The organism is Nonomuraea sp. NPDC049421, assembly GCF_040677005.1.
GTDB classification, from domain to species: domain Bacteria; phylum Actinomycetota; class Actinomycetes; order Streptosporangiales; family Streptosporangiaceae; genus Nonomuraea; species Nonomuraea salmonea.
The window spans coordinates 137486-161897 of sequence record NZ_JBFAQA010000004.1 but is presented as its reverse complement, the minus strand read 5'-3'; the positions used below and the strand labels follow the sequence as shown (position 1 = coordinate 161897).

Annotated in this window: 26 protein-coding genes; 15 read left to right on the top strand and 11 right to left on the bottom strand. The window is 73.0% G+C overall.

Annotation, left to right across the window (positions count from 1 at the left end; all coding sequences use genetic code 11):
* Window positions 1-154: 154 nt before the first annotated feature.
* Window positions 155-1153, top strand: a complete 999-nt coding sequence (locus tag AB0K18_RS08980) for a hypothetical protein (protein ID WP_364912019.1) — start codon at window positions 155-157, stop codon at window positions 1151-1153.
* Window positions 1154-1225: 72 nt separating this feature from the next.
* On the top strand, window positions 1226-2263 hold the full coding sequence (locus AB0K18_RS08975; protein ID WP_364912016.1) for a P1 family peptidase: 1038 nt from the start codon (window positions 1226-1228) through the stop codon (window positions 2261-2263).
* Window positions 2264-2265: 2 nt separating this feature from the next.
* Here the strand turns inward: AB0K18_RS08975 and AB0K18_RS08970 are convergent, their stop codons facing one another.
* Window positions 2266-2901: a helix-turn-helix domain-containing protein gene (locus tag AB0K18_RS08970; RefSeq protein WP_364912014.1), complete on the bottom strand. Its 636-nt coding sequence runs from the start codon at window positions 2899-2901 to the stop codon at window positions 2266-2268.
* Window positions 2902-2971: 70 nt separating this feature from the next.
* Between AB0K18_RS08970 and AB0K18_RS08965 the strand changes: the two genes are divergently transcribed.
* The gene (locus AB0K18_RS08965; protein ID WP_364912011.1) at window positions 2972-3853 is read left to right on the top strand and encodes an NADP-dependent oxidoreductase; all 882 of its coding nucleotides are present in this window, start codon (window positions 2972-2974) and stop codon (window positions 3851-3853) included.
* On the opposite strand, the gene AB0K18_RS08960 is transcribed toward AB0K18_RS08965, so the two are convergent.
* Window positions 3820-5016, bottom strand: coding sequence for an MFS transporter (locus AB0K18_RS08960; RefSeq protein ID WP_364912008.1), 1197 nt, complete (start codon window positions 5014-5016; stop codon window positions 3820-3822). The two genes, AB0K18_RS08965 and AB0K18_RS08960, sit on opposite strands and share 34 nt — an antisense overlap.
* Before the next feature lie 81 nt (window positions 5017-5097).
* Between AB0K18_RS08960 and AB0K18_RS08955 the strand changes: the two genes are divergently transcribed.
* Complete coding sequence (locus AB0K18_RS08955) at window positions 5098-5970, top strand: LysR family transcriptional regulator (RefSeq protein ID WP_364912006.1); 873 nt, start codon at window positions 5098-5100, stop codon at window positions 5968-5970.
* A 20-nt stretch (window positions 5971-5990) separates the two neighbouring features.
* Entirely contained in the window at window positions 5991-6479 is a 489-nt protein-coding gene (locus AB0K18_RS08950; protein WP_364912003.1) for a hypothetical protein, read from the top strand.
* A gap of 1 nt (window position 6480) precedes the next feature.
* On the opposite strand, the gene AB0K18_RS08945 is transcribed toward AB0K18_RS08950, so the two are convergent.
* Window positions 6481-7509 (bottom strand): alpha/beta hydrolase, encoded by a 1029-nt coding sequence (locus AB0K18_RS08945; RefSeq protein ID WP_364912002.1) that lies wholly within the window; start codon window positions 7507-7509, stop codon window positions 6481-6483.
* An 85-nt stretch (window positions 7510-7594) separates the two neighbouring features.
* On the opposite strand from AB0K18_RS08945, the gene AB0K18_RS08940 reads away from it, so the two are divergent.
* Together AB0K18_RS08940 and AB0K18_RS08935 are read left to right on the top strand one after the other, a co-directional pair.
* Window positions 7595-8185 (top strand): XRE family transcriptional regulator, encoded by a 591-nt coding sequence (locus AB0K18_RS08940; protein ID WP_364912000.1) that lies wholly within the window; start codon window positions 7595-7597, stop codon window positions 8183-8185.
* Window positions 8182-9234 carry an ABC transporter substrate-binding protein gene (locus tag AB0K18_RS08935; protein WP_364911997.1) on the top strand — a complete coding sequence of 351 codons (1053 nt, stop codon included), beginning with the start codon at window positions 8182-8184 and terminating at the stop codon, window positions 9232-9234. Before AB0K18_RS08940 ends, AB0K18_RS08935 begins: the two co-directional genes overlap by 4 nt.
* Before the next feature lie 51 nt (window positions 9235-9285).
* Here AB0K18_RS08935 and AB0K18_RS08930 read toward each other — a convergent pair whose 3' ends face one another.
* The gene (locus AB0K18_RS08930; RefSeq protein ID WP_364911994.1) at window positions 9286-10245 is read right to left on the bottom strand and encodes an alpha/beta hydrolase; all 960 of its coding nucleotides are present in this window, start codon (window positions 10243-10245) and stop codon (window positions 9286-9288) included.
* A 152-nt stretch (window positions 10246-10397) separates the two neighbouring features.
* Between AB0K18_RS08930 and AB0K18_RS08925 the strand changes: the two genes are divergently transcribed.
* A complete protein-coding gene (locus tag AB0K18_RS08925) occupies window positions 10398-11462 on the top strand; it encodes a WYL domain-containing protein (RefSeq protein ID WP_364911992.1) in 1065 nt (354 codons plus the stop codon).
* Here AB0K18_RS08925 and hemC read toward each other — a convergent pair.
* A complete protein-coding gene (gene hemC, locus AB0K18_RS08920; RefSeq protein ID WP_364911990.1) occupies window positions 11440-12375 on the bottom strand; it encodes a hydroxymethylbilane synthase in 936 nt (311 codons plus the stop codon). The two genes, AB0K18_RS08925 and hemC, sit on opposite strands and share 23 nt — an antisense overlap.
* Window positions 12376-12447: 72 nt before the next feature.
* Here hemC and AB0K18_RS08915 point away from each other — a divergent pair, with 72 nt between their 5' ends.
* Window positions 12448-13386, top strand: coding sequence for an aminoglycoside phosphotransferase family protein (locus AB0K18_RS08915; RefSeq protein ID WP_364911988.1), 939 nt, complete (start codon window positions 12448-12450; stop codon window positions 13384-13386).
* A 7-nt stretch (window positions 13387-13393) separates the two neighbouring features.
* On the opposite strand, the gene AB0K18_RS08910 is transcribed toward AB0K18_RS08915, so the two are convergent.
* Both AB0K18_RS08910 and AB0K18_RS08905 read right to left on the bottom strand, forming a co-directional pair.
* Entirely contained in the window at window positions 13394-13966 is a 573-nt protein-coding gene (locus tag AB0K18_RS08910) for a hypothetical protein (protein WP_364911985.1), read from the bottom strand.
* Window positions 13963-14784, bottom strand: coding sequence for a helix-turn-helix domain-containing protein (locus tag AB0K18_RS08905; protein WP_364911983.1), 822 nt, complete (start codon window positions 14782-14784; stop codon window positions 13963-13965). The genes AB0K18_RS08910 and AB0K18_RS08905 overlap by 4 nt, the downstream gene beginning before the upstream one ends.
* Window positions 14785-14790: 6 nt before the next feature.
* Here AB0K18_RS08905 and AB0K18_RS08900 point away from each other — a divergent pair, with 6 nt between their 5' ends.
* A complete protein-coding gene (locus AB0K18_RS08900; RefSeq protein WP_364911980.1) occupies window positions 14791-15156 on the top strand; it encodes a hypothetical protein in 366 nt (121 codons plus the stop codon).
* A 2-nt stretch (window positions 15157-15158) separates the two neighbouring features.
* Here the strand turns inward: AB0K18_RS08900 and AB0K18_RS08895 are convergent, their stop codons facing one another.
* Window positions 15159-16400, bottom strand: coding sequence for a PP2C family protein-serine/threonine phosphatase (locus tag AB0K18_RS08895; protein WP_364911977.1), 1242 nt, complete (start codon window positions 16398-16400; stop codon window positions 15159-15161).
* Between the two features lie 60 nt (window positions 16401-16460).
* Complete coding sequence (locus AB0K18_RS08890) at window positions 16461-17690, bottom strand: nitronate monooxygenase (protein WP_364911976.1); 1230 nt, start codon at window positions 17688-17690, stop codon at window positions 16461-16463.
* Window positions 17691-17738: 48 nt separating this feature from the next.
* Between AB0K18_RS08890 and AB0K18_RS08885 the strand changes: the two genes are divergently transcribed.
* Window positions 17739-18203, top strand: a complete 465-nt coding sequence (locus tag AB0K18_RS08885) for a pyridoxamine 5'-phosphate oxidase family protein (RefSeq protein ID WP_364911973.1) — start codon at window positions 17739-17741, stop codon at window positions 18201-18203.
* Between the two features lies 1 nt (window position 18204).
* Here the strand turns inward: AB0K18_RS08885 and AB0K18_RS08880 are convergent, their stop codons facing one another.
* The gene (locus AB0K18_RS08880; RefSeq protein ID WP_364911970.1) at window positions 18205-20061 is read right to left on the bottom strand and encodes an alpha/beta fold hydrolase; all 1857 of its coding nucleotides are present in this window, start codon (window positions 20059-20061) and stop codon (window positions 18205-18207) included.
* 187 nt (window positions 20062-20248) lie between these two features.
* On the opposite strand from AB0K18_RS08880, the gene AB0K18_RS08875 reads away from it, so the two are divergent.
* From AB0K18_RS08875 to AB0K18_RS08860, 4 genes are all read left to right on the top strand, one after another.
* Window positions 20249-20653, top strand: a complete 405-nt coding sequence (locus tag AB0K18_RS08875) for a GntR family transcriptional regulator (RefSeq protein ID WP_364911967.1) — start codon at window positions 20249-20251, stop codon at window positions 20651-20653.
* A complete protein-coding gene (locus AB0K18_RS08870) occupies window positions 20650-21771 on the top strand; it encodes a hypothetical protein (protein WP_364911965.1) in 1122 nt (373 codons plus the stop codon). The genes AB0K18_RS08875 and AB0K18_RS08870 overlap by 4 nt, the downstream gene beginning before the upstream one ends.
* An 11-nt stretch (window positions 21772-21782) precedes the next feature.
* Window positions 21783-22643 (top strand): aminoglycoside phosphotransferase family protein, encoded by an 861-nt coding sequence (locus tag AB0K18_RS08865; protein WP_364911962.1) that lies wholly within the window; start codon window positions 21783-21785, stop codon window positions 22641-22643.
* A 135-nt stretch (window positions 22644-22778) separates the two neighbouring features.
* Window positions 22779-23492 (top strand): alpha/beta hydrolase, encoded by a 714-nt coding sequence (locus tag AB0K18_RS08860; protein WP_364911960.1) that lies wholly within the window; start codon window positions 22779-22781, stop codon window positions 23490-23492.
* Between the two features lie 77 nt (window positions 23493-23569).
* Here AB0K18_RS08860 and AB0K18_RS08855 read toward each other — a convergent pair whose 3' ends face one another.
* Entirely contained in the window at window positions 23570-24331 is a 762-nt protein-coding gene (locus AB0K18_RS08855) for an SDR family oxidoreductase (protein WP_364911957.1), read from the bottom strand.
* Window positions 24332-24412 lie beyond the last annotated feature (81 nt).

The following is a 24412-nucleotide window of genomic DNA, read 5'->3' as shown; positions in this document are numbered from 1 at the left end:
CGGCCGGAGCACGGGCCGAGTGGATGCCGGGCTGGGCGTGCAGGAGCAGCGCCGCCGAGACCGGCGCTTGAGTAGGCGTTACTCATGTGGATCCGGGCGGCCGCACCCACCCTGATGAGAACGGCTCCGCAGAGCACAACGGGAGGGGATGGCCGTGATCTACATCACTCTGGAGAGTTTCCGCTGTCACAGCGAGACCAGCGAGGTCGGCTCGGACGAACCGTACATGATCGTCGCCGCGGTCGACCTCAGGCCGCCGAACTCGGCCGTGCCCAGGTCGCGCGTCTACCGGTACGGCCCGTTCGGCGACGTGGACGGCCAGGAGACGCACCAGGTGCCGTTCCAGTCGTTCTGGGGCCTGGCGGGCGAGGAGCGGGCGCTGCCCGACCCGGACGACGCCATCTTCATCGTCGGCATCATGGAGAACGACAACGGCGACCCCGAGAACCTGCGCGGCATCGTCGCCGCCACCGTCTCCGGCACCATCGGCGCCACCCTGGGCACGCCCCGCCCGACCATCGTCGGCCGGCTGCTCGAGGACATCAACTCCGCGCTCAAGACCGTCACCGGAGCCCCGAACTTCGACGACCAGGTCGGCCCGCCCCGCGAGGTGCGCTTCACCTCCGGCGACATCGCGCTGGCCGAGACGGGCAACCCGGCCCGGCAGTCGCTGCGCGTCCAGGGGGACGGCGGCGACTACACGGTGACGTTCAAGGCGATCAACCGCGGTCAGGCCGCCTGGCGGTTCTGCGTGCGCTGCCGCGGCCTGTTCTTCGACGGCTACCCCACCAAGGGCGTCTGCCCGGCGGGCGGCGGTCACGCCGCCGCCGGGTGGATCTTCTTCCTGCCGCACGACCGGCCCGGGCCGCTGGGCGGGCAGGACCAGTGGCGGTTCTGCGACAGGTGCTTCACCATGTTCTGGAGCGGCGACCCCGCCAACCAGGGGCGCTGCCCGGCGGGCGGCGCTCACAACAGGCAGGGCTACATGTTCTTCCTGCCGCACGACCACAACGGCCCCGGGCAGACCGAGTGGCGCTTCTGCGACAAGTGCCGGGTGATGTTCTGGAACGGCGAGGCCGACAAGGGAGTGTGCGGCGCCGGCGGCGGCCACCGCGCCGCGGGCTTCGTCTTCAAGCTCGACTTCACCCCCTGACGCGGCACCCGCCCCTGACCTCACGGCACCCCGGCGCGGCGGGGGCGGGACGGCCCGGCGATACTGCTCGATGTGAGACGACCAGACGACGATCACGGCGTTCCGAGCGGGCGGGTGCGGGCGCGGGAACTGGGGGTGGTGGTCGGAGGACTGCCGACCGGGCCGCGCAACGCGATCACCGACGTCGAAGGGGTCCTGGTCGGCCACACCACGCTCGACGACGGGGCCGGCCTGCACACCGGCGTCACCGCGATCGTCCCCGAGCAGCTGTTCGCCACCTGGCGGCTCCCGGCGGCCGTCGAGGTCGGCAACGGCTACGGCAAGCTCGTCGGCTCCACCCAGATCGACGAGCTCGGCGTCCTCGAGTCGCCGATCGTGCTGACCGGCACGCTGTCGGTCTATCGGGCGGCCGACGCGCTGCTGTCGTACGTGATGCGCCTTCGCCCCGACGGCCTGTCGTTCAACTGCGTGGCGGGAGAGACCAACGACGGGTTCCTGTCCGACATCAGGCGCCGCCCGATCACCGAGCGGCACGTGCTCGACGCGCTCGAAGGCGCGACCGCCGACCTGCCCGGCGAGGGCTGCGTGGGCGCGGGCACCGGCACGACGGCGCTGGGCTTCAAGGCCGGCATCGGCACCTCGTCCAGGCGACTGGTGATCGAGGGTGTCCCGGTCACGGCGGGAGCGCTCGTCCAGGCGAACTTCGGCGGCGTGCTGACCGTCCAGGGCGTCCCGATGCCGGCGGCCGAGCTGGTGCCGGGAGCCGACGGTGCGGAGCCGCCGGGCAACTCCTGCATGATCGTGGTCGCCACCGACGCCCCGCTCGACGCCCGCAGGCTGGGCCGTCTCGCCCGCCGCGCGATCTTCGCGATGGGCCGGGTCGGGGCGTCGTACTCGAACGGCAGCGGCGACTACGCCATCGCCTTCAGCACCGCCCCTGCGTCGTCGCCGCTCCTGCCCGACGAGACGCTCAGCCCGCTCTTCACGGCCGTCATGGACGCGGTCGAGGAAGCCCTGCTCAACTCCCTTTTCAAGGCGACGACCACCACAGGTCAAGGCCACACCAGCTACGCCGTCCCCTACGACCGGCTCCTGCGCGAGCGGCCCTGACCTCAACGGCTGGGGGTCTGAAGCGCCGAGCCTCGTCGCCCACCGGCCGCCGGTCGCACGAGCGCGGGGGCCGCCGTTTCCCAGGCGGCCTCGATCATCTCGAAGACCTCGTCCACGGTCGCCTCCGGGTCGGTGGACTCGCGGGCCAGGGAGAAGGCGTCGATCGCGAACCTGGCGATCGCCCGGCAGGCCGTCGTCTCCGGCGGCAGCCCGAAATGGGCGGTGAGGGCCGTGGCCAGCGCGCGTGCGTGGCGCAGCCGCATGGACTCCTCGTACGCCCGCAGCGCAGGCACCTCGTCGATCATGCGCCACAGCGGGGCGGCGTCCTCGCTCGTGCAGTGGCGTACGAGGGCGTGGATCTCCCGCCGGAGTGCGGGCATGAGCGGCTCGTGTGGCGCCCGGCCGCGCACGGCCTGGACGAGGCGCTGCTCGAAGTTCTCGTCCTGGTCGAACACCAGCGCCTCTTTCCCGGCGAAGTGCGCGAAGACCGTGGTGACCGCCACGTCGGCCTCGGCGGCCACGTCGCGGATGCCCACCGCGTCGTAACCCCGCTCCATGAAGAGCCGCAGCGCGGCGTCGGCGATCTTCTGACGGGTCGCCGCCTTCTTGCGTTCGCGACGTCCGGTGGGCATGGTCATGCGCTGATGCTACCAGCTACGAAACAACAACCGTTTTGAAACACTAACGGTTAGTGTTACGGTCGGCGGCATGAAGAAAGTGAGCTTCGCCGCGTACGGCGGCCCCGACGTCCTGCACCTCATCGACGCCGAGGAGCCCCACCCGGGCCCCGGCCGGATCCGCATCGCGGTACGCGCGGCCGGCGTCAACCCCTACGACTGGCGGGTCCGCGAAGGCATGGGCGAGGTCGAGTTGCCCGCCGGCATCGGCCTCGACGCCGCCGGGGTGGTGGACGAGATCGGCCCCGGCGTCGAAGGCGTGGAGATCGGCGACCGGGTCTTCGGCGAGGGCCACGAGACCTACGCCGAGTTCGCCGTCCTGGACGCATGGACCCGCATGCCCGACGGCCTGACGTTCGAGGAGGCGGCCGGCTACCCGTCGGTGATGGAGACCGCGCTGCGCGTCATCCGCGAGACCGGCGTGCGGCCCGGGCAGACGCTGCTGGTCAGCGGCGCGGCCGGGGGAGTGGGGTCGGCGGTGCTGCAGGTGGCCCGCGACCGCGGCATCGCGGTGATCGGCACCGCGGGGGCCGCGAACCAGGACTACGTACGCGGCCTGGGCGCCCGCGCCACCACCTACGACGCGGGCTGGCCCGGCCGGGTGCGCGAGCTCGGCCCGGTGGACGCCGCCATCGACGTGGCCGGCGCGGGCGTCGTCGGCGAGCTGGTCGAGCTCACCGGTGACCCGCGCCGGGTGGTCTCCATCGCCGGCCTGGACGCCCCCGAGTTCGGCGTCCGCTTCTCCGGCGTGGCGGGCAGCATGCCGGACGCGCTCGCCGAGACCGTCCGCCTCATCGGCCTCGGCAGGCTGCACATCCCGGTCGAGAAGGCGTACGCGCTGGCCGACGCCGCGCAGGCGCACATCGACAGCCAGGCGGGTCACACGAGGGGCCGCCGCGTCCTGCTCGTCTGAGCGCCGAGGACGAGCAGCAGCGCGGCCGCGGTGAGCCCGATCCCGAACCAGACGACGCTGGACACCCCCAGCCGGTCGGCGAACACCCCGCCCACCAGCGCCCCCAGCGCGATGGAGGTGTTGTACGCCATCGTGTTGAGCGACATCGCGGCCTCGAACGTCTCGGGAGCGGCCGCCTGCGTCATGGTGACCTGGCTCAGCTGCACCACGCCGAACGCCACCCCCCACACCACCAGCGTGACGACCGCCCCGGCCGCGCTCTGGCCGAGGAAGAGCAGCGCCAGCAGCGACGCCACCAGCCCGGCGCTCCCGGCGAGGAAGCCGCCCCTGGCGTTCCTGGCCACGACGGGCCCGGCGACGAGGTTCCCGATCGCGCCGCCGACCCCGTACGCCATCAGGGTGACCGTCACGAACAGCGGCGTCGCGCCGGCGTGCTCCTCCAGGAACGGACGCACGAACGTGTACGCCCCGAAGTGCCCGAGCACGAACAGCACCACGGCCGTCAGCACCAGCCGCAGCGGCCCGTTGCGCAGCGGCAGCAGGAACACCTCCCGCACCGACACCGCGTTCGCCGACGGCAGTGAGGGGACGAGCACGGCGACCGCGACGAACACCAGCGCGCTCAGCCCGCTCCAGATGAGAAAGGTGGTCCGCCAGTCGGTCAGGCTCTCCAAGGTCGTGCCCAAGGGGATGCCGGCCACCGCGCCGATCGAGATGCCCGACATGACCACCGACGCCGCCCGGCTCGCGTGCCGCTCGGGCACCAGCCGCATCGCCATGGCCACGCCGATCCCCCAGAACACGCCGCTGGCGAACCCCATCACCAGCCGGGTGCCCAGCAGCAGCGGATAACTGGGCGACACGGCGGTGATCAGGTTGCCCAGGGTCAGCACCGCGAGCAGCGTCGCCAGCAGCACGCGCCGGTTGACCCGCCTGGTCCACGCCACGATGAACGGCACTCCCAATCCGGCCGAGACCCCCATCAACGTCACCATCAGCCCGGCGGCGCCGACCGAGATGTCCAGGCCGGCGCTGATGGGGGTGAGCAGGCCGACGGGCATCAGCTCGGTGGTGAGGAAGACGAACAGGCTGGCGGTGATCGCCGCGACCCCGAGCCACGGCCGGACAGCGGACTCATGCCGCACCTCTTGCTGCAATGTCATGTGTTCCAGGGTGGTGGAGGGAGGATCAATGAGTCCAACACATCTTTGTCATCGTGATCGATCGTGGGGCACGATGGATGGATGGAGCTGCAACAGCTGAGGTACGTCGTCGCGGTCGCCGAGACGCTGAACTTCACCCGCGCCGCCGAGCGCTGCCGCGTCGTCCAGTCGGCGCTCAGCCACCAGATCGCCGCGCTCGAACGCGAGCTCGGCGCCCGGCTGTTCGAGCGCACCAGCCGCAGGGTCCGGCTGACACCGGCAGGTGAGGCGTTCCTGCCGGAGGCCCGCGCCTGCCTGGAGGCCGCCGACCGGGCGCGGGCCGACGTGGCGGCGGCCGGCGGCGAGCTGCGCGGCCGGCTCGCCGTCGGCGCCATCCCCACCGTGACCGCGCTCGACCTGCCGGTCCTGCTGCGCGACTACCGCCGCCGCCATCCCAAGGTCGGCATCACGCTCACCTCGGCGGGCAGCGACCACCTCATCGAACGGGTCCGCCAGGGCGGCGCCGACGTCGCCTTCCTCGGCCTGCCGCCGCGCGCCGAACCCAAGGGCGTGCGCAGCCGCAGGCTCGGCGGCGGCGAGCTGGTCGCCGTGGTGGCCCCCGACCATCCCCGTACGGAGCCGGAGTCGGACCTGGCGGGCCTGGCGGACGAGCCGTTCATCGACTTCAGGGCGGGCGTGGCCGGGCGCGTGCAGTCGGACGAGGCGTTCGCGGCGGCGGGGGTGCGGCGCGAGGTGCCCTTCGAGGTGTCGTCCGCCGACTTCATGGTGGACCTGGTCCGCCAGGGACTCGGCGTCGGCATGCTCCCCGCCGCGTACGCCACCCGCTTCCCCGACCTGCGCGTCATCCGCCTGCGTGGCGCCCCCACCCGCGTCGAGCACCTGATCTGGCAGGACCGCCCGTCCCCTGCCGCCGCCGCCTTCCTCGGCCTCATCGACGAGCGGCCAGGCTCGTGACGTGTGGGATCATGGCCGCCATGAGTTCTGACAGGAGCCCCGGGGACGGCAGGGCCGATCTCGGCGACATGATCGGGGAGCTGCTCTCTTTCTGGACGTTCGGCCCCGAGGCCCACGCCTCCGAGCACAACGTCCGCTACCACCCCGTCAAGCTCGTCATCTGGACGGTGGTGGCGATCGGCGTCTCGGCCGTCGTCTCGGCCGTGCGGCTGGCCCTGTTCGGTGAGCCGACGGCGGGCTGGGCGGTGGCGCTGTTCCCGCTGGTGCTCCCGCTCACCGGCGCCCTGGCGCACCGGCCGCCCCGCTACGTCCCCGCCCTGGCCGGTGGTCTCGTGGCGGGCCTGGTCGTGGCCCTGCTCCTGGGCATCGACCTCGGCCAGTCCTACAGCTCGTTCTGGGCGGGCTTGGCCGCCATGTGCGCCGGGTTCCTGGCCTGCTCGGTGGTCTTCGCCGCCGTCACCTGGCCACGTCCCACGCCGGTGGAGGACGGCGACGACGCGACCGGGTGAATCATCCGGCGAGGAAGCGCAGCAGCTCCGCCGTGACGAACCGGGGGTTCTCCTCGACCAGCCAGTGACCGGCCTTCGGCACGTCCACGGCCCTGACGATCGTGCGCACGCGCGGCTCGACCGTGGCGTGGACCGCGTCGAGCTGGCCCTGGGCGGTCATGAGCAGAGCCGGCACCCGTACCGGCGCCGCCGCCGTGGTGTCGCGGACGTCCTGGTCGAGTGCGCGGTAGAGCTCGAAACCGCCTGACAGGGCCGAGGGGCGGCGGTACGTGCGGGCGTACTCGTCGATCTCGGCGTCGGTGAAGGGGGACCGCACGGAGGTGCCGCCGAACGCCGTCCCGCCGTAGGCGACCTGCGGGTAGAACAGCGCCAGATACTCACGTACGTCGTCGTCCACCACCGTCTCGGGCACCCGCCGCTGGGAGTGGAAGGCGATGTGCCAGCTCAGCGACCGGTACGTGGCCGCGTCGATGCCCGGCCCCGGCAGCGGCAGGTCCAGGTAGCCGAGGCGGGTGGTGTGCCCGGGGAACTGGGCGGCGTACTGGAAGGCCACCGCCGCTCCGAGGTCATGGCCGACGACGGCGGCGTTCCTGATCTTCAGCCGGTCGGCGATCAGCGTGTGCACGTACCGGGCCAGCGTCGCCTTGTCGTACCCCTTCGGCGTGCCGGTGCTGTCACCCAGGCCCGGCAGGTCCACGGCGTAGACGGTGTGATGCTCCGCGAGCGCCGGCATGATGGGCCACCAGCCGTACCAGGTCTGGGGCCAGCCGTGGAGCAGCACGACGGGCGAGCCGCTGCCGCCGGTCACGTAGTGCATCCGGACGCCGTCCACGTCGGCGAACGCGTGCCGGAAGGTGCTCTCGAACGCCGGATCATCATGGGTGGCGGCGGCGTGCGGCGGGACGTCGCCGGCGGCCGGGGACGAGCACGCGGTGAGCAGGACGGTGAGCAGGCCGGTGAGAACGGGGGCCGTCGCCACCCGCGCCCGCCGGAGGAGGCGGCGCGGCGACGGCCGGGTCAGGGTGATCATGGCTTTCCTTTCGCGTGGGACGCCCAGTCTCATGGGACATGTCAGGCATGGCACGAAAAGTTGCGGTTATGGCAAGATGGCCGGCATGGACCTGGAAACCGATGAGGTGATCGAAGGCGTCGGGCCGCGGCTGCGCGCGCTGCGCCGCCACCGCGGCATCACCCTCGCCGACCTCGCCACCACCACCGGCGTGTCCGAGAGCACGCTGTCCCGGCTGGAGAGCGGGCAGCGCCGGGCCACCCTGGAGCTGCTGCTGCCGCTCGCCCGCACCTACAACGTCCCGCTCGACGACCTGGTCGGCGCCCCGCGCACCGGCGACCCCCGCATCCACCTGACGCCGATCCACCGGTTCGGGATGACGTTCGTGCCGCTGTCCCGCCGTCCCGGCGGCATCCAGGCGTTCAAGATGATCATCCCCGCGCCGCAGGAGCCGCTCGTCCCGTCCCCGAAGACGCACGACGGCTTCGAGTGGCTGTACGTCCTCACCGGCCGCCTGCGTCTCATCGTCGGCGAGCGCGACCTGACGCTGCCGCCCGGCGAGGCCGCCGAGTTCGACACGTCCTCGCCCCACTGGCTGGGCAGCGCCGACGGCAAGGCGGTGGAGCTGCTCATCCTGTTCGACCCGCAGGGCATGCGCACCCACATCCACGCCGACCCCCACCGCCCGGCCCGATGAGCACGTCACCCGTCCGGATCGGCGCGCTGGCCCCGCTGACCCCGCCCGGCTGGGCCGAGGCGGGCCGGCACCTGCTCGCCGGCCTCGAACTCGCCGCAGCCGAGGCCGACGCCGCCGGGCTGCCCCTCGAACTCCTCGTACGCGACACCGCCGCCGACCCCGCCAGGGCCACGGCGGCCGTGGACGAGCTGGCCGGGCTGGGCGTGGCCGCGCTGGCGGGGGAGTACCACAGCGTCGTCGCCCGCGCGGTCGCCACCAGGGCCGACGCCCTCGCGGTGCCGTACCTGTGCTCGTCCGCCGTGCTCGACGCGCTCACCGACGAACCGACGCCGTGGGTGGCCCGCATCGCCCCGGCCCAGTCGCGCGGCTGGCGCCTCTACGCCGACCACCTCCTCGGCGCGGGCCACCGCCGCGTCGCCGTGGCGGCACAGCCCAGCGTCTACTGGGCGACGGGCACCCGCATCCTGCGCGACCACCTGGCCCGGCACGGCGGCACCGTCATCGAGCTCGACCCGCTCCCGCCCGAGACGCTGTGCGACGCCCTCGTGCAGCACTCCGCGACCGCCCTGCTGCTCCTGACCGGCCACCCGGAGCCGGCGATGCCGATCGTCCGAGCGGTCCGTGACGACCCACGCCTCACCGGCCTGACGCTCGGCGCCCCCGCCGGCCAGCCCGAACTTCCCGAATGGGCCGCGCTCGGTGAAGCCGGCGCCGCGATCCCGTTCCTGCGCTACCTCCCGGAACGCCTGAGCCCGCTGGGCGCCCGGGTCGAGCACGCCCTGCGCGAACGGCTGGGCGAGACGCCGTCCTTCGTCGCCTTCGAGGGCTACGACACCATCACGGTCCTCGCCGAAATCCTCCGGCACGGCACCGAACGCGAGCACATCGCCGCATCCTGGCCGCACGTACGGGCCGAAGGCACGCGCGGCCTGATCCGCTTCTCCCGCGAGCCGGGCATCGGCGTCTGGCAGTGGACCTGGCCCCCCATCCAGATCGTCGACCGGAACCCGGCGAACCCCGGCGAGTTCCGCGTGCTGAGCACTGCGTGAAGCCGCTCCGGCAGGCCGGTCACGTGGCGGCCGGCCAGGGCGTCTGCCCCATCACAACGGACCGCCGGAGGCGGCCTCCTGCTGTTCCAGCCACTTCACCATCGCCTGGTTCGTTTCCTCCGGCTTCTCCTGCTGGATCCAGTGACCGCAATCAAGGCTGACCACGTCCACGTCGGGCACGAACTCTGCCAGGTTCTCAGCCCGTGCGATCACATCCCTGTCGCCGTAGATCATGAGTGCGGGCTGCCGGATGACCGGGTCCACGTCCGCCAGCAGGTGCCAGTTGCGGTCGAGGTTCCGGTACCAGTTGATGCCGCCCGTGAACCCTGATGACTCGAAGGCGGAGACGAGGACGGCCAGCTCGCCGTCGCTCATGATGGGCTCACCGAGGGGTGTTTCCGCTCGGGCGAGATCGATCAGCGCCATGCCTGGCCGGGGCTCCCTGGGCGGCACGTTCTTCCGGTACAGGTTGCGGAGGAACCGGAAGGTGTCCTCGTCGAAGACGGCGTCCGCGACGCCCGGCCGCCGATTGAAGTGGACGACATAGAAGTCGCCACCGAGCAGGTCTTCCATGAGCTCGACCCAGGGCTGCTCGCCACGCTCCTGGTAGGGCAGGCTCAGGTTGATCACCTTGTTCACCCGGCCGGGGTGCAACAGGGCCAGTCCCCACACGACGAACGCCCCCCAGTCATGGCCGACGAAGGTGGCGTCTTCGTATCCATAGTGGTCGAGGAGCGCGACGAGGTCGCCTGACAGGTGTTCGATGTCGTAGTCCGTCACTTCCGCCGGGCGGGACGAGTTGCCGTAACCACGCTGGTTCGGTGCGATGACGTGATAGCCGGCCGCGGCGAGGGCGGGCATCTGGTGGCGCCAGGCGAAGGCGTGCTCCGGCCAGCCGTGGCAGAGCACGATGGGTTTCCCCGCATTCTCGCTGCCCGCTTCGAACACTTCGAGTTCCACACCGTTGACCGGGATGAGGGTGGGCTCGGGAAAATCGGCTGCGTCGAGCATGGCGTTTCTCTCCGTATTTCCGGGGTGATCGGGCGACGAAAGAGTCGTGGGCCCTGATGGGCCGGTCGGCCTCGTAGGTGAGGTGATGTCGGTCATCCTGCCCACCGAAACCGGTCACCTCATGACCGGTTTCATGTGCGAGTGTTGTCGGCGTGCGAACCGACCGGCTGGTGGCCATCCTCCTTCTGCTGCAACGGCGCGGGCAGGTGACGGCAGCAGAAGTCGCCAGGGAGCTGGAGGTCTCCGAGCGCACCGCCCGCCGCGACCTCGACGCCCTGGCCATGGCCGGGGTGCCCGTGTACTCCATGCGAGGCCGAAGCGGCGGCTGGCGCCTCGTGGGTGGCGCCCGCACCGACCTGTCCGGGTTGACCGCGGGTGAGGCCCGCGCCCTGTTCCTGGTCGCCGGCCAGGCATCGGCTGCGACGCCGGCCGTGAGAGCGGCTCTGCGCAAGCTCGTCCACGCCCTGCCGGAGCCCTTCCGGGCGCAGGCCGAGGCGGCGGCGGCGTCGCTGGTCATCGACCCGCAACGATGGGGGTCGAGCCGGGTCGAGCGCCGCCCGCCTCGCCTCCTCGACGACCTCCAGGACGCGGTGATCCGCGGCGTCCAGGTGCGGCTCGGCTACGTCGACCGCGAAGGCGCCGAAACCGAGAGAACCGTCCACCCGCTGGGCATCGTCGCCAAAGGACCGACGTGGTACCTCGTCGCCACCACTGACGCCGGTCGGCGGACGTTCCGGATCGACCGCGTGTCATCCGTCGAGCCGACCGGCGATCCCGCGCGCCGCCCCGAGGGGTTCGACCTCGCCGAGAGCTGGCGGGAGATCGCCGACGAAGTCGACCGACGGCGAACCCCCCTCAAGGTCCAGGCCGTGTGCGCCGCCGAAGGGATCAGCAAGCTCCGCATGACCGTGGGGGACCGGCTCGAGGTCGGAGGTACCACGCTCGACGGGCGTACCGAGGTAGTGATCCGCGGCCACAACGAGTACGCGCTCGCGGGCGAACTCGCCGGATTCGTCGAATGGCTCGAAGTGACCGGCCCACCTGGCGTGCGGGACCACCTCATCCTGATCGCCGGCGCGCTCTACGAGCGCTACGGCCGAGACAGCCCCACGGCCCCTGCCGCAGCGACGCCGCCCACGGCCGAGCGGCCCCCGGCGCGGCCCCTCCTGGCCGGCCGAGAGCAGAGATACCCGCTCAGTGCGGGATGTTGTCGATGACCTCGCGCGCGCCCTGACGGAGCAGGGCGACGGCGACCGAGGTGCCGAGGGTGGCCGGGTCGAGCGGACCGGCCCACTCGTGGGCGTCGAGGACCGTCTTGCCGTCGGGGGAGAACACCCGCGCCCGCAGCGACAGGCGGCCGTCGCGCTCGGCGCGGGCGTACCCGGCGATGGGGCTGTTGCAGTGGCCCTGCAGGACATGGAGCAGCATGCGCTCGGCGGAGATCTCGCGCCAGGTGGGCTGGTGGTTGAGGCCGGCGACGGCGTCGATGGTCGCCGAGTCGTCCTCGCGGCACTGCAGCGCGAGCACGCCGGCGCCGATCGGCGGGCACATCGTCTCCAGCGACAGCGTCTCGCTGATGCGCTCGCTCAGGCCGATGCGCTCGAGACCGGACACCGCGAGAATGAGGGCGTCGGCCTCGCCCGCGTCGAGCTTGGCCAGGCGGCTGTTGGCGTTGCCGCGGATCGGCACGCAGCGCAGGTGCGGGTGGGAGGAGGCGAGCTGGGCGACGCGGCGTACCGACGAGGTGCCGATGCGGGTGCCGTCGGGCAGCTCGTCCAGGGTGAGGCCGCCCGGGTGGACGAGTGCGTCGCGCAGGTCGTCGCGCTTGAGGTGGGCGGCGAACACCGTGCCCGCCGGGAGCGGCCGGTCGGCCGGGATGTCCTTCATGCAGTGCACCGCCAGGTCCGCCCGGCCGGTCAGCAGCGCCTCGTCCACCTCCTTGGTGAACGCGCCCTTGCCGCCCAGCGCCGACAGCGCCCCCTGCCACCGATCGCCTGACGTCGTCACCGGCACGACCTCGGTGCGGATGCCGGGGTGCAGCGCCGCGAGCTCGGCGCGGACGCGTTCGACCTGGGCCAGCGCCATGGGTGACGATCGGGTGGTGATGCGGATGAGCTCGGGTACGGCCATTCGCCGATCGTAGACCGTCACCCCTCGCACCGGACTCGGATTGCCGACGAAATGAAAGATCGGGATGGCCTCATGGTGACGATACCCCAGCACACCGGCGGGCAGCGACGACCATGGACGACCCTGCCCGCGCCCGTCGTCGAAGGGATCGAGCGGCTGCTCGGCGCCCGGGTGACCGGCGCCGCCGACCAGCCGGGCGGCTTCTCGGAAGGGGTGGCCGCCCGGGTCCGGCTGGCCGACGGCACGCGGGCCTTCGTCAAGGCCGCGCAGACCGCGCGGGCGCCCGCGGCGGCCGGGTTCCACCGGCGGGAGGCGGCGATCTCGGAACGGCTCGCGGGACTGGCGCCGGTGCCTCGCCTGCTGGGCACGTACGACGACGGCGACTGGGTCGCCCTGGCCTTCGAGGAGATCGACGGCCGGCTGCCCGCCCAACCGTGGCGGCGGGACGAGCTGGAGCGGGTGCTGGAGACGGCCGGCGAGCTGGCGGTGCTGCTCACGCCGTCCCCGGTCGAGGAAAGCCTGCTCGCCCGGCCCCGGCTGGGCGGCTGGGCGGCGCTGACCTCACCCGAGGCGCGCCAGGCGCTGGCCGTGCTGGCGCCGTGGGCCGCGGACCGGCTCGACGACCTGGCCGGGGCCGAGGCGGGGGCGGCGTCGCCGTACCAGGGGGACACGCTGCTGCACGGCGACCTCTACCCCTTCAACGTGCTGATCTGCCCCGGTCGGGTCGTCGTGGTGGACTGGCCGCACGCCTGGGCAGGGGCGCCGTACGCCGACCTCGTCACGCTGCTGTCCAGCGCCCGGCTGAGCGGCGTCGACCCCCAGCCGCTCGCCGAGGCCCACCCGCTCACCCGCCACCTCGCCGCCGCGCAGATCGACGACCTGCTCGTGCTGCACGCCGGGTTCCTGCTCAGGCTGGCCGTGACGGCGGGGCCCGGTGCGGACCGGGCTCTCTTGGAGATGGCGACGGCGCTCGGGCGGGCGTCGCTCGACTGGCTGCGCGGGCGGTGGTGACGCCGCCTCAGCGCAGGCGTTCCAGTTCGGCCGCGCGCCGCAGATCCTTGGGACGGCCCAGCGCGCGGCGCATCAGGATCAGGTCGTCGAGGCACGCGTGATGCACCTGGAGACCGTCCCGGCCGGTGACCGTGAGCGCGCGGTCGAGGAAACCGGGCACGTGCAGGTCGCCCCACGGCAGCGCCGGCGTGCAGCAGTCGCCGCCCGCTCCCCGCGCGGTGAACGGCACCTTCGGTCGCAGGAACGATTCCGGCTCCATGGGCGGCCCGCCGGCCGAGGCGAACGCCTTCGCCAGGGCCGGGGCGTTCGCGGGGTCGCCGTCCCAGAGCAGGTCGAGGTCGCCGGTCAGTTCCTCGGACCCGTGCATGATGCCCGCCACCTGCCCGATCACCACGGCCCTGACTCCGTGCCGGTGCAGGGCTTCGAGCAGCGGGAACGGGTCGAAGCCGAGCGCGCCGTCGGTGCCGATCGTGCCGACGTCGTCGTCGGCGTCCTCATGGCCGAGCCCGGTGCTCGTGCGACAGGTCTCCTGGGTACGGCGGACGGCGGCGCGCAGGCGCTCCAGCGGATCGTCGATCATCCGATGCATGAAACACCGCCGGAGCCCGCACCGCACCCGAATTTCCGCAAGGAGGCGGGCGTACGGCCCAGCAGCTCACGCGCTGTTCTGGCCAGGTGGGCCTGATCGGCGAAACCCGCCTCGGCGGCCGCCGACGCCACCGACGTGCCCGGCAGCGCGGAGACCGCCGCCCGCAACCGCCCCCACCGCCGCAGCCGGACGAGCGGCACCCCCACCGCCGCCCGGACCAGGGCCCGCAGCCGCGGCATCGACAACCCGACGTCGGCCGCGATGGCGGCCGGCGCCTCGCCCAGCAGCCCTCGCCGCACGGCATGCGCGACCCGTGAGTCGAGGGTGGGGACGCTGGCGCCGGCGCGCGCGGCCAGTTCGGCGAGGAAGTCTGAGCCGGCGTCGCCAAGCGCGACCGGCCCGGCCGGCAGGCCGGTGGTGGCCCGCTCGGCGCGGTCGTCGGCCGAGGACGGGGCCGAGGACAGGGCCGAGGACAGGGCTGCGTGCAGGCTGCGGACGGTCGCGGTGTCCAGAGCCACCGGGCCCAGGCCGGGCCGGATGAGTGTCGGGTCGATGAACAGGGCGACGTAGCCGGACGTCACTCCGCACGTATGGGCGAATTCCGGCGGCACGACGAGACCCGCCGCCGTGACGCAGGCGCCGGCGTCCGGGCGTAGCCAGGCATGTCCGCCGAGGGGGAGCACCACCTTCCAGACCGGGTGGCGGTGGCGGCCGACCTGGAACGGGGCCGGCTCGCCGAAGACCGTCACCCCGCCGTCGGGAGCGCGATCGTTTCGTTCAAGCGCCGGCGTACGGAGGGGAGGGAGCATCGCGGCATGGATGTTATCGCGGCCGCCCTGGCGGTCTTCCTGGGCGTGACGGGGGTGGCGCATTTCGTGTTCCCCGGATATTTCCGGTCGCTGGTGCCGTCGTGGCTCGGCCCGGCAGGGCTGCTGGTGGTGGTGAGCGGGGTGGCGGAGGTGGTGGTGGGCGTGTTCATCGCGGTGCCGGCCACGCGCGCGGCCGGTGCCTGGGCCGCCTCCGCGCTCATCGGGGCGTACCTGCTCTCCCACCTCGACGCCGTACGGCACGCCAGGCCCCGCCACACGAGCGTCCTGCTCCGCCCGGGGACGGTCGCGGCGAGGCTGGTGGTGAACGCGGGATACATCGGCTGGGCGGTGTACGTGGCGACGGGGGCGTGAGGTCAGAGGACGAGCTGGTGGCGGGGATGGCGGGGCTTCCACTCCACGCTCATCACGGTCGCGTCGTCCTGCAGCCGCCCCCGCTGATGGGCCAGGATCGCCTGGATGAGGCGCCGCAGCGTCTCCGGGATCGGGAGCCCGTCGGCCTCCCGCTTGGTGACGAACCCGATGAACCGCTCAAGCCCGAACCGCTCACCGTCCGGGCTCTGCGCCTCGATGACGCCGTCGGTGTAGAACAGCAGCCGGTCGCCGGGCTGCAGCTGGAAGTGCAGCTCCCCGGTCGAGACGCTCAGCCCGAACCCCATCGGTGGGTCGGGGATGCCCGACAGCGTCGCCACCAGCCGTCCGTCGCGCAGCACCAGCGGCGGGTGATGGCCGCGGTTGACCCAGGTCAGCAGCCCGGTACGCAGGTCGAGCGAGGCCAGCACCCCGGTGGCGAAGCGGCCCTCGAACTCGCTCATGATCGCCTCGTCCACCGCCTGCGCGGTCTCGGCCAGGCTCATGCCCTGCCTGCGGCGGTTGCGGCCGGCCCCCATGGCGAGCGTGGCGGTCAGCCCGGCGGAGGTGTCGTGGCCCATCGCGTCGTACATCGACAGGTGCAGGGTGTGGCCGTCGAGCGCGTAGTCGTAGGTGTCGCCGCCCATCTCGTACGCGGGCTCCAGCGCCGCGCTGACCACCACGTCGTCGTTGGCGAACGTGCCGGGCGGCAGCAGGTTCCACAGCACCTCGGCCGACAGCGCCATGGGGCGGGCGCGTACCAGCCGGGCGCACGAGTCGCTCTGCGGGCGCTTGCTTATCACCAGGAGCGCCACCAGCGACGCGAGCGTCTTGATCCGCCGCTCCACCACCTCGCCGCCGTGCGGCACGGTCACGCCGAGCAGGCCGATCCGCTCGGTGCCGTCGAGCAGCGGCGCCCACACCCGGTACGGCCCCTCGCCGCCCGCCTGGGACCGCACCAGCGACACCGACCGGAACGCCCGCCCCGCCAGCGTCCCGTCGATCCTGATCGTGGGCAGCGGGCCGCCCGCCGCGTCCCGCTGGTTCGGTAGCGGGACGAGGATCAGCTGCTGCAGGTCGGTCACGTAGATCGAGACGTCGGAGAAACCCTCGAGCCGCGCGTGCTCGCAGACCAGTGCGGGCATCTCCTCCATGCCGGCCAGGTGCATGGCGTCCAGGAGGCCGTCGAGTGTCCGCTCGCCCTCGCTCGGCACGTCGTGCAGCGCCCGCTCACCCTCGCTCCGCAACGCCGTCCCCCTCCACGCGGTCCTTTCCCCCGGGCCCCTACCCGCGCGGGCCGCGCTCGATCAGGGGGCGGCGAAGCGGGACAGCAGCTTGTCCGCGGCGGCGAAGCCGGCGACGACGTCGGCGGCGTCACGCTCGCGCGTCACCGTCCCCACGGCCTGGCCCGCGTAGACGTAGGCGGTGTCGAAGTCGCGGCCCTGCCGTGCCGCCTCAAGCCCGGCGCGGGCCTGCTCGTCGCGGGCCAGCTCGTCCTCGCGGCCCCGCCACCGGTCGTAGAACGTGTTGCGCAGCGCCCGGCCGCCGTACTCGGGCGGCCACGGCAGCCCCTGGGCGACGTCGAAGACCCGCCCGTACGCGGTGCCGGTCTCCCCGGCGTCGAGCACCCGCCGCAGCCCCTCGGGCGGGAGCGTCGTCTCGGTGCAGCCGAGGAACGCGGTGCCGGCCCAGCCGCCCTCGGCGCCCGCGGCCAGCACGGCGGCCAGCCCGCGCGCGGTGGCGATGCCGCCGGCGGCCAGCACCGGGACCTGGACCGCGTCGAGCACGGTCTGCAGCAGCGGCAGCGTGGCCACGTCGTCGCGGCCGTGCCCGCCGCCCTCGCCGCCCCTGGCCACCACGACGTCCACGCCGGCCCGCTCGGCCTGCACGGCCTCCTCGGTGGTGCCCGCCTGGACGGCCACGGTGATGCCGGCCGCGCGCAGCGGCTCGACGTACGGGGCGTAGTCGCCGAAACTCACCGACACCAGGGCGGGCCGCACCCGCAGCACCGCCTTCAGGTGCTCGTCGGACAGTCCCCAGGCCAGCAGCCCGATGCCGTACGGCCGCCCGCTCGCGGCGGCGATCCCGGCCTGCTCCTCGATCCACGACACCGGCACCGACGGCGGCACCCCGAACATGCCGAGCGCCCCCGCCGCCGACACGGCCCCCGCGAGCCGCCCGTCGCTCACCCCCGCCATCGGCGCCCCTACCAGGGGCACCTGCAACTCGAACCGCTCGGTCAGCCAGGTACGCGGCATGGTTCCTCCTCGCTCAGCGCATGGCGGCCTCAGCGTAACCCTCCCCCCTTCGACGGCGTACGCGGACTGCACCACCCCCGCCCCGAGCACGTGTGTCGACAGGTGCCGCAGCGGCACGTCCCGCCCGAGTGGCCCGAACAGCGGCACCCCCGTCCCGATCAGCACCGGTACCGTGGTGATCGTCAGCTCGTCGATCAGCCCGGCCCGCAGGAACGTACGGATGACCTGCCCGCCGTCCACATAGACGCTCTTGGCCCCGCGCTCGTCCAGCGCCCGCACCAGTATTTACCAGGCAATGGCGGGGCGCGGCGGTCCATGATGGGGGGCATGGCTTCTTGGCAGGAGTTCCAGCGTCAGGCGCCCGAGCTGGCCGAGGCGGCTCAGCGGGTCATGGACGGGTACAAGCACAAGGTTCTCGCCACCCTGCGCAAGGACGGGTCGCCGCGGGTCAGCGGCACCGAGGTCGAGCGCAAGGACGGCGAGCTGTGGCTGGGCTCGATGGGCGGCGCGGTCAAGGCGCACGACCTGCGGCGGGATCCGCGGATGGCGGTTCACGTCACGTCCGCGTTCAACGACGATCCCGCCGCGTGGGAGGGCGATGTGAAGCTGGCCGGCCGGGCGGTGGAGATCACCGACCCTGACGAGCTCGCGGCGGCCGGGCAGACCGAGCCCGGCTCCCATCTGTTCCGCGTCGATGTGGGCGAGGTGGTGTGGACCCGGGTCGAGGACGATGAGCTGATCATCCGGTCCTGGCATGAAGGGGTGGGGGAACGGGAGTTCCGCCGCAAGTGATCTACTTTGTAAAGGCGGCCTGCTCGACCACCCGGTGGATCTCCCGCAGGACGAGCGCGGGCTCGGCGAGGTGCACGTAGTGGTCCCGCGTGTCGGCGACGACGTGCCGTCCGCGCGTGGAGAGCCGCGCTATTTGTTCGCCGGTGTCCTGGGCGCTGATGACCGTGACAGGCAGGCCGCCCCATGACCGCGGCTCGCGGGGCAGGCTGCGGACGGCGCGGACGGTGGCGTCGTACGCGCGCATCTCGGCAGCGGCGGCGGCCCAGGTGGCCGGGCCGAAGACGACGGGCGCGTTGTCGCGGGTGAGACGCGGTTCACGGGAATCGACCATCCAGGATCCGGTACGCAGCAGCCCCGCGCCGGCCGCCAAGGACCACACGTGCGCCTGGATCGTGGCCGGGGTCGCCAGGCCGGTGTTCCGCTCGTCCGCGATGTCGAGCAGCACCAGCCCGGCGACCTGCTCGGGCCGCTGCGCGCGCAGCAGCCGCAGGACGTGCCCGCCCCAGGAGTGCCCGACGAACACGAACGGCCCCCGCTCGCCCGCGTTCGCCAGCAACGTCACGAGTTCCGCCGCCTCGGCGGAGGCGTCCCGCACGCCGGCGCCCGGCTCGCTCCAGGCGTAACCCGCCCGGTCATAGGCGCAGGACCGTTGCCCGGCAGCGGCCAGCTGCCGCTGCAGACCGTCCCAGGTCGTGGACGAGTCACCCCATCCCGACTCGAACACGACCGCCGGGCTCCCGCTGCCCAGGCAGCGCAGGTGCAGCTGGTGCGTGCCGACGCTGACGAGCCGGCCGGGCGCGGGGAAGCGCCGCGCGTCCGTGCGGGCCATGGACTGCTCGACGGCCGTCCCGGCGAGCGCGGCCACGATGACCAGGCCGAGTGAGGCGGCCAGGATCCGCCGCAGGGGGCGCGGCCGCCGACGGGGGAGGCCGCCGAAGGCGGGGTCGCGATCGGCGGCCCGCCGGATCGCGCGCGCCCCCACGAGGACGACGGCGAGCATGACCAGCCAGCCGGGCCAGCCGCTGAGGCCGACGGTCCACGGGTTGCTCAGCGCCCGCTCGTCATCGGCGCTGAACACGACGTTCACGAACGCCGTCACCAGCGTGTTGTTGGCCGCGTGGGCGAGCACGCCGGGCCAGATCAGCCCGGACGTCAGGCGAAGCCATCCGAGCAGGACGCCGAAGAACACCGTGAAGACCAGGAAGGGGACGAACCCCGGCGAAGCGCCCGCGCCGACGTACCCGGGCAGGTGCCACACCCCCCAGACCAGCCCGCTGACCAGCAGCGCCGGCCACAGGCCGAGCGGCCGGAGCCGGGGGAGCAGGAAACCCCGCCAGGCCCACTCCTCGCAGAACGCCAGCGGCAGCACCACCACGAGCAGCCCGATGTTGACCGCCAGCGCGGACAGGATCAGCTGGAGGGGCTCGCCCGCCATGCCGTACGCGGCGCGCAGCCCGGAGAGGTTCTCCAGGTCGGTCGGATACTGTCCCGCCCACGCGCCGATCGCGACGGCGAGGAAGCCGAAGGCGAGCGTGGCCCCGAGCGCGATCGCGCAGAAGCGGACGAGCCGGCGGACCGGGCGGATCGGGACGAGCGCGGTGTCGCGCGCGACGGTGCCCGTCCGCCCGCCCGTCCGCCCGCCCGTCCGCCCGCCCACGCGCAGGGCCGCGAACGTGGCCAGCCCTACCGCGACCATCCCTCCCGGCGCGACCACGTCGATGCCGGTACGCACCCGCAGCAGCCAGAGCAGCCACGGGACGCCGAAGCCGATGAGCACGAAGACGGCCAGCTCGCGCCCCCGCCCACCGACGGGGCCACCTGGTGGGCTGACGAGGTGGAGTTCAGCGGTCGATCGCATAGGGGGATCCCTTTCCGGGTGAGCCGACGGACGCGTCGCCTGCCTGCGCGAACGCGACTGACGGTGCGCTCGATGCGGATCGCTGGATGGTCATGGAGATCGTTCCTCTCGCTTGCCCGGCGCCCCCGCTCTAGAAGCGCGCCTTCTCTATCTGTTATAGTTCAGATATATCAGATAGACTGCAAGTGTGCTTCTGACGATCGACCTCGACAGCGAGGTTCCGATTTACCAGCAGATCCGCGACCGGGTGGTGGAGGCCATCGCCGACGCCGATCTGGCGGAGGGATCGGCGCTGCCGTCCACCCGGCAGTTGGCCGCCGACCTGGCGATCAACTTCCACACCGTGAACAAGGCCTACGACCTGCTGCGCAGGCAGGGAGTCATCCGGATCAACCGCAAGAGCGGTGCGGTGGTGCGCCGCGACGCCGGCTCGGGGCCCGCCGAGGCGGGCTTCGCCGAGGAGTGGGAGACCCGGCTGCGGACGCTGCTCGCCGAGGCGGTGGTGCACGGCCTCGGCGAGCAGGAGGCGTTGCGGCGGTGCGGTGAGGTGCTCGACTCGTTCGGAGCCAGGAAAGGGAGAACACCGGCATGATGATGATCGCCTTGACCTGTCTGTCCCTGGTCGCGCTGCTGACGGCGGTGGCGTGGGCGGTGCCGGTGCTGGGCCGCCCGACGCTGCCGTTCGGCGTGCGGGTGCCCGGCTCCCACGCGGCCGACCCGGCCGTCACCGCCCAGCGCCGCCGCTACACCCGTTCCGTCCTGCTCCTCGGCGGTGTCGCGGCGCTGCTCGCGCCGTCCGCGGCGGTCCTCCTCGGCACGGCGGACGTGCTGCAGGCCGTCGTCGTGGTCCTGGGCGCCGCCCAGATCGGTCTCTTCTACGCCGCTCACCGCGCGGTGACGGGGGCCAAACGACGCGGCAAGTGGTACGAGGGGGCGCGGCAGGCGACGGCCGCCGACACCACGCTGCGCACCGACCCGGAGCGCGTACCGTTGCGGCTGCTCATCCCGTCCGTCCTGCTGCTGCTCATCACCGCGGCCGTCGGGTCGACGCGCTATGCCGCCCTGCCGGAGACGCTGGCCACGCTGCGCGGCTGGGGCGTCGACGCGGTGACCCGCGTGCCCACGACCCTCGCCACCGCCTTCGCCCCCGTCCTGTCGCAGCTCGCCCTCACCCTCCTCACCCCGCTCCTGGTCGCCGCCCTGCTGCGGGCCCGCCCCGACCTCGACGCGGCCCGCCCCCAAGGGTCGGCCCGCCGCTACCGCGTCTACCTGCGCGGCCTGTCCCGCCTCCTGCTGGCCGGCGTGGCCTGCGCGAACCTGACCTTGCTGCTCCTCGCCCTGCAGTTGTGGGAGACTGTGCCGTCCGGCACGCTCGTGACGGTGCTCACGTGGCTGCCGGTGGCCGCGGTGGCGCTCGCCGGCCTGGTCTTCGCGGTCCGCGTCGGCGAGGCCGGCCACCGCCTGCCCCCGCTGCCAGGGGAGGAGCAGGAGTCCGGCTACGTCCAGCGCGACGACGACCGCCACTGGCACCTCGCGGGCATGCTGTACGCCAACCGCATGGACCCGGCGATCCTCGTCCACCAGCGCGTGGGCGGCCGCTGGACCCTCAACCTCGGCAACCCGGTCGCATGGGCGATCGTGGCCGTCATCGCCGTGGTGGCCCTGCTCTCCGTCCTCGGCGTCATCGACCTGCCCGGATCTACAATGTAAAGGCGCAACCCATGAACACCCCCGCTGCCGAGTTCGACATCGACGAGACCCTCGTCGACCGCCTCGTCAGAACGCAGCACCCGGACCTGGCGGGCCCGCTCACCCTCGTCGCCAGCGGCTGGGACAACGTCATCTACCGCCTCGGCCGTGACCTGTCAGTACGCCTGCCGCGCCGCCAGGTGGCCGTCGATCTCATCGTCAACGAGCAGCGCTGGCTGCCGGTCCTGGCCGCGTACGTCGAGGTCGCGCTGCCCGTGCCGGTCAGGGCCGGGGTGCCGGGCGAGGGGTATCCGTGGCCGTGGACGATCGTGCCCTGGTTCGAGGGCCGTACGGTCGCCACCGTCCCGCCGCCCGATCGCGCCGGGCTGGCCGTGCCGCTGGCCGCGTTCATGACGGGCCTGCACCGGCCGGCGCCGCCGGAGGCGCCCCCCAACCCCGTGCGCGGCGTGCCGCTGGCCGCCCGCGACGACGCCGTACGGCGGCGGCTGCCGTCGATCCCCCGCTCGGCCGAGCTGCTCGCGCTGTGGGAGAAGCTGGTCGCGCTGCCGCACTGGCAGGGCCCCGCCCTGTGGCTGCACGGCGACCCGCACCCCGCGAACCTCCTGGCCGACGAGGGCGGGCTGGCGGCCGTGCTGGACTTCGGCGACCTCACCAGCGGCGACCCCGCCACCGACCTGGCCGCGGCGTGGCTGGTGTTCGACGAGGACGCGCGCGAGGTGTTCCGCGCGCACGTGGACGCCGACGCGGTCACGTGGGAACGCGCCCGCGGCTGGGCGCTGTGCATGGGCACGGCGCTGGCCGCGAACTCGGCCGACCATCCCGGCATGGCGGCCATCGGCGGGCACGTACTCGGGCAGGTGCTCCTCAGCTGACCGTGATAGGGTCGCCGGACGCCACTGTGGCCAGAGGAGGTGAGACCGATCAACGCTGAGACAGGTCGGGGCTCCCTCGTTCACGTGGCTTGGGGAGCGCCCGCGTAAGGTCCTCCCGAAAGGCGTGGAACGCTGATGCGCTTCACCTCCCTGACGTCGTCCGACGGCGTCACCGAGCAGTTCTTCACCCTCGACGACGTCCCCGGCGTCCTGTGGACACCGCAGGCCGCCGGACCGCACCCGCTGATCCTGCTGGGCCACGGCGGCGGTCAGCACAAGATCGCGCCCGGCGTCGTCGCCCGCGCCCACTGTTACGCCGCCGCGGGGTTCGCGGTGGTCGCGATCGACGCGCCGAACCACGGCGACCGGCCCAAGGACGCGGAGTTCGGCCGGATCGTGGCCGGGCTGCGCGGGGGCGGCGACACGGGTGCGCTGGTCGCCGCCATGCACGCACACCTGGCCGGTCAGGCCGTCGCCGAGTGGCGGGCGGTGCTGACCGCCGTGCAACACCTCGACGAGGTCGGCGACGGCCCGGCAGGTTACTGCGGCCTGTCGATGGGGTGCGGGCTGGGCATCCCGCTCATCGCGGCGGAGCCCAGGATCGGCGCGGCGGTCCTGGGCCTGCTCGGCGCCGACGGCCTGACGGGGGAGGCCGCCCAGGTCAAGGTGCCGGTGCGCTTCCTGTTGCAGTGGGACGACCGGCTGGTGCCGCGCGAGCGGGGCCTGGCCCTGTTCGACGCCCTGGGCACGCCTGACAAGACGCTGCACGCCAACCCCGGCGGGCACGGCGACGTGCCGGCGTTCGAGGTGGACGATGAGGCGCGCTTCTTCGCCCGCCACCTGGCTTAGGTCGGACAGCTCCAGCACGAAGCGGTGGCGTACGTCGTTCTCGCCCAGCCGCATCAGCCCCTCCTCGGCTTGAGGCGTCAGTGGACGGCGAAGCCGCCGTCCACGAAGAGCATCTGGCCGGTGATGAACGAGCAGGCCTCGCTCGCGAGGAACACCGCGGCGCCGCCGAAGTCCTGCGGCAGCCCGTTGCGGCCCACCATGTGGCGGGCGGCGAGGGCCTCGACGCGGCCGGGGATGGCCTGGGCCTCGGCGGTGAGCGGGGTGAGGACGAAGCCGGGGATGATCGTGTTGACGCACACGCCGTCGGTGGACCACGCCTCGGCCTGGGAGCGGGTGAGCCCGGCGAGCGCGGCCTTGAAGGCGCCGTAGATGCCGCTGTTGCCGAAGGCGCGGACCGACTGCTGGGAGCCGACGTTGATGATGCGGCCCCAGCCGCGGGCGGCCATCTTGGGTCCGTAGTGCTGGCCGAAGAGGTAGGGGGCGGTGAAGTTGACGGCCAGGGTGCGCTCGTAGTCGTCCTGGGTGAGGTCGCCCATGGGCTTGCGGATGTTGTTGCCGGCGTCGTTGACGAGGATGTCGATGTCGCCCGCGGTGGCCAGGACGCGTTCGACGTCGTCGCGTTCGCCGAGGTCGGCGGCGATGGCGGAGGCGGTGACGCCGTGCTCGCGCATGCGGGTGACGGCCTGGTCGAGCGCGCTCTGCGTCCGGGCGACGATGACGACTTCGGCTCCGGCGCGGCCGATGGCCTCGGCCATGGCGTACCCGATCCCGGAGCTGCCGCCGGTGACCAGGGCGCGCCGGCCGTGGAGAGAGAAGAGTTCCCGCAGATAGTCCGACATGGACAGGGAAGCTAGCACCTGCGATGTGGAGGAAGGAGAGGGGGGTGATTGCGCGCGGGCAGGCGCGGGCGTTAAGCTCGT

Coding starts and splice junctions, on each gene's coding strand:
- AB0K18_RS08970 (WP_364912014.1), bottom strand. CDS start 2,901: ATGACCATGCCCACCGGACGTCGCGAACGCAAGAAGGCGGCGACCCGT.
- AB0K18_RS08965 (WP_364912011.1), top strand. CDS start 2,972: ATGAAGAAAGTGAGCTTCGCCGCGTACGGCGGCCCCGACGTCCTGCAC.
- AB0K18_RS08960 (WP_364912008.1), bottom strand. CDS start 5,016: ATGACATTGCAGCAAGAGGTGCGGCATGAGTCCGCTGTCCGGCCGTGG.
- AB0K18_RS08955 (WP_364912006.1), top strand. CDS start 5,098: ATGGAGCTGCAACAGCTGAGGTACGTCGTCGCGGTCGCCGAGACGCTG.
- AB0K18_RS08950 (WP_364912003.1), top strand. CDS start 5,991: ATGAGTTCTGACAGGAGCCCCGGGGACGGCAGGGCCGATCTCGGCGAC.
- AB0K18_RS08945 (WP_364912002.1), bottom strand. CDS start 7,509: ATGATCACCCTGACCCGGCCGTCGCCGCGCCGCCTCCTCCGGCGGGCG.
- AB0K18_RS08940 (WP_364912000.1), top strand. CDS start 7,595: ATGGACCTGGAAACCGATGAGGTGATCGAAGGCGTCGGGCCGCGGCTG.
- AB0K18_RS08935 (WP_364911997.1), top strand. CDS start 8,182: ATGAGCACGTCACCCGTCCGGATCGGCGCGCTGGCCCCGCTGACCCCG.
- AB0K18_RS08930 (WP_364911994.1), bottom strand. CDS start 10,245: ATGCTCGACGCAGCCGATTTTCCCGAGCCCACCCTCATCCCGGTCAAC.
- hemC (WP_364911990.1), bottom strand. CDS start 12,375: ATGGCCGTACCCGAGCTCATCCGCATCACCACCCGATCGTCACCCATG.
- AB0K18_RS08915 (WP_364911988.1), top strand. CDS start 12,448: ATGGTGACGATACCCCAGCACACCGGCGGGCAGCGACGACCATGGACG.
- AB0K18_RS08910 (WP_364911985.1), bottom strand. CDS start 13,966: ATGATCGACGATCCGCTGGAGCGCCTGCGCGCCGCCGTCCGCCGTACC.
- AB0K18_RS08905 (WP_364911983.1), bottom strand. CDS start 14,784: ATGCTCCCTCCCCTCCGTACGCCGGCGCTTGAACGAAACGATCGCGCT.
- AB0K18_RS08900 (WP_364911980.1), top strand. CDS start 14,791: ATGGATGTTATCGCGGCCGCCCTGGCGGTCTTCCTGGGCGTGACGGGG.
- AB0K18_RS08885 (WP_364911973.1), top strand. CDS start 17,739: ATGGCTTCTTGGCAGGAGTTCCAGCGTCAGGCGCCCGAGCTGGCCGAG.
- AB0K18_RS08880 (WP_364911970.1), bottom strand. CDS start 20,061: ATGCGATCGACCGCTGAACTCCACCTCGTCAGCCCACCAGGTGGCCCC.
- AB0K18_RS08870 (WP_364911965.1), top strand. CDS start 20,650: ATGATGATGATCGCCTTGACCTGTCTGTCCCTGGTCGCGCTGCTGACG.
- AB0K18_RS08865 (WP_364911962.1), top strand. CDS start 21,783: ATGAACACCCCCGCTGCCGAGTTCGACATCGACGAGACCCTCGTCGAC.
- AB0K18_RS08860 (WP_364911960.1), top strand. CDS start 22,779: ATGCGCTTCACCTCCCTGACGTCGTCCGACGGCGTCACCGAGCAGTTC.
- AB0K18_RS08855 (WP_364911957.1), bottom strand. CDS start 24,331: ATGTCGGACTATCTGCGGGAACTCTTCTCTCTCCACGGCCGGCGCGCC.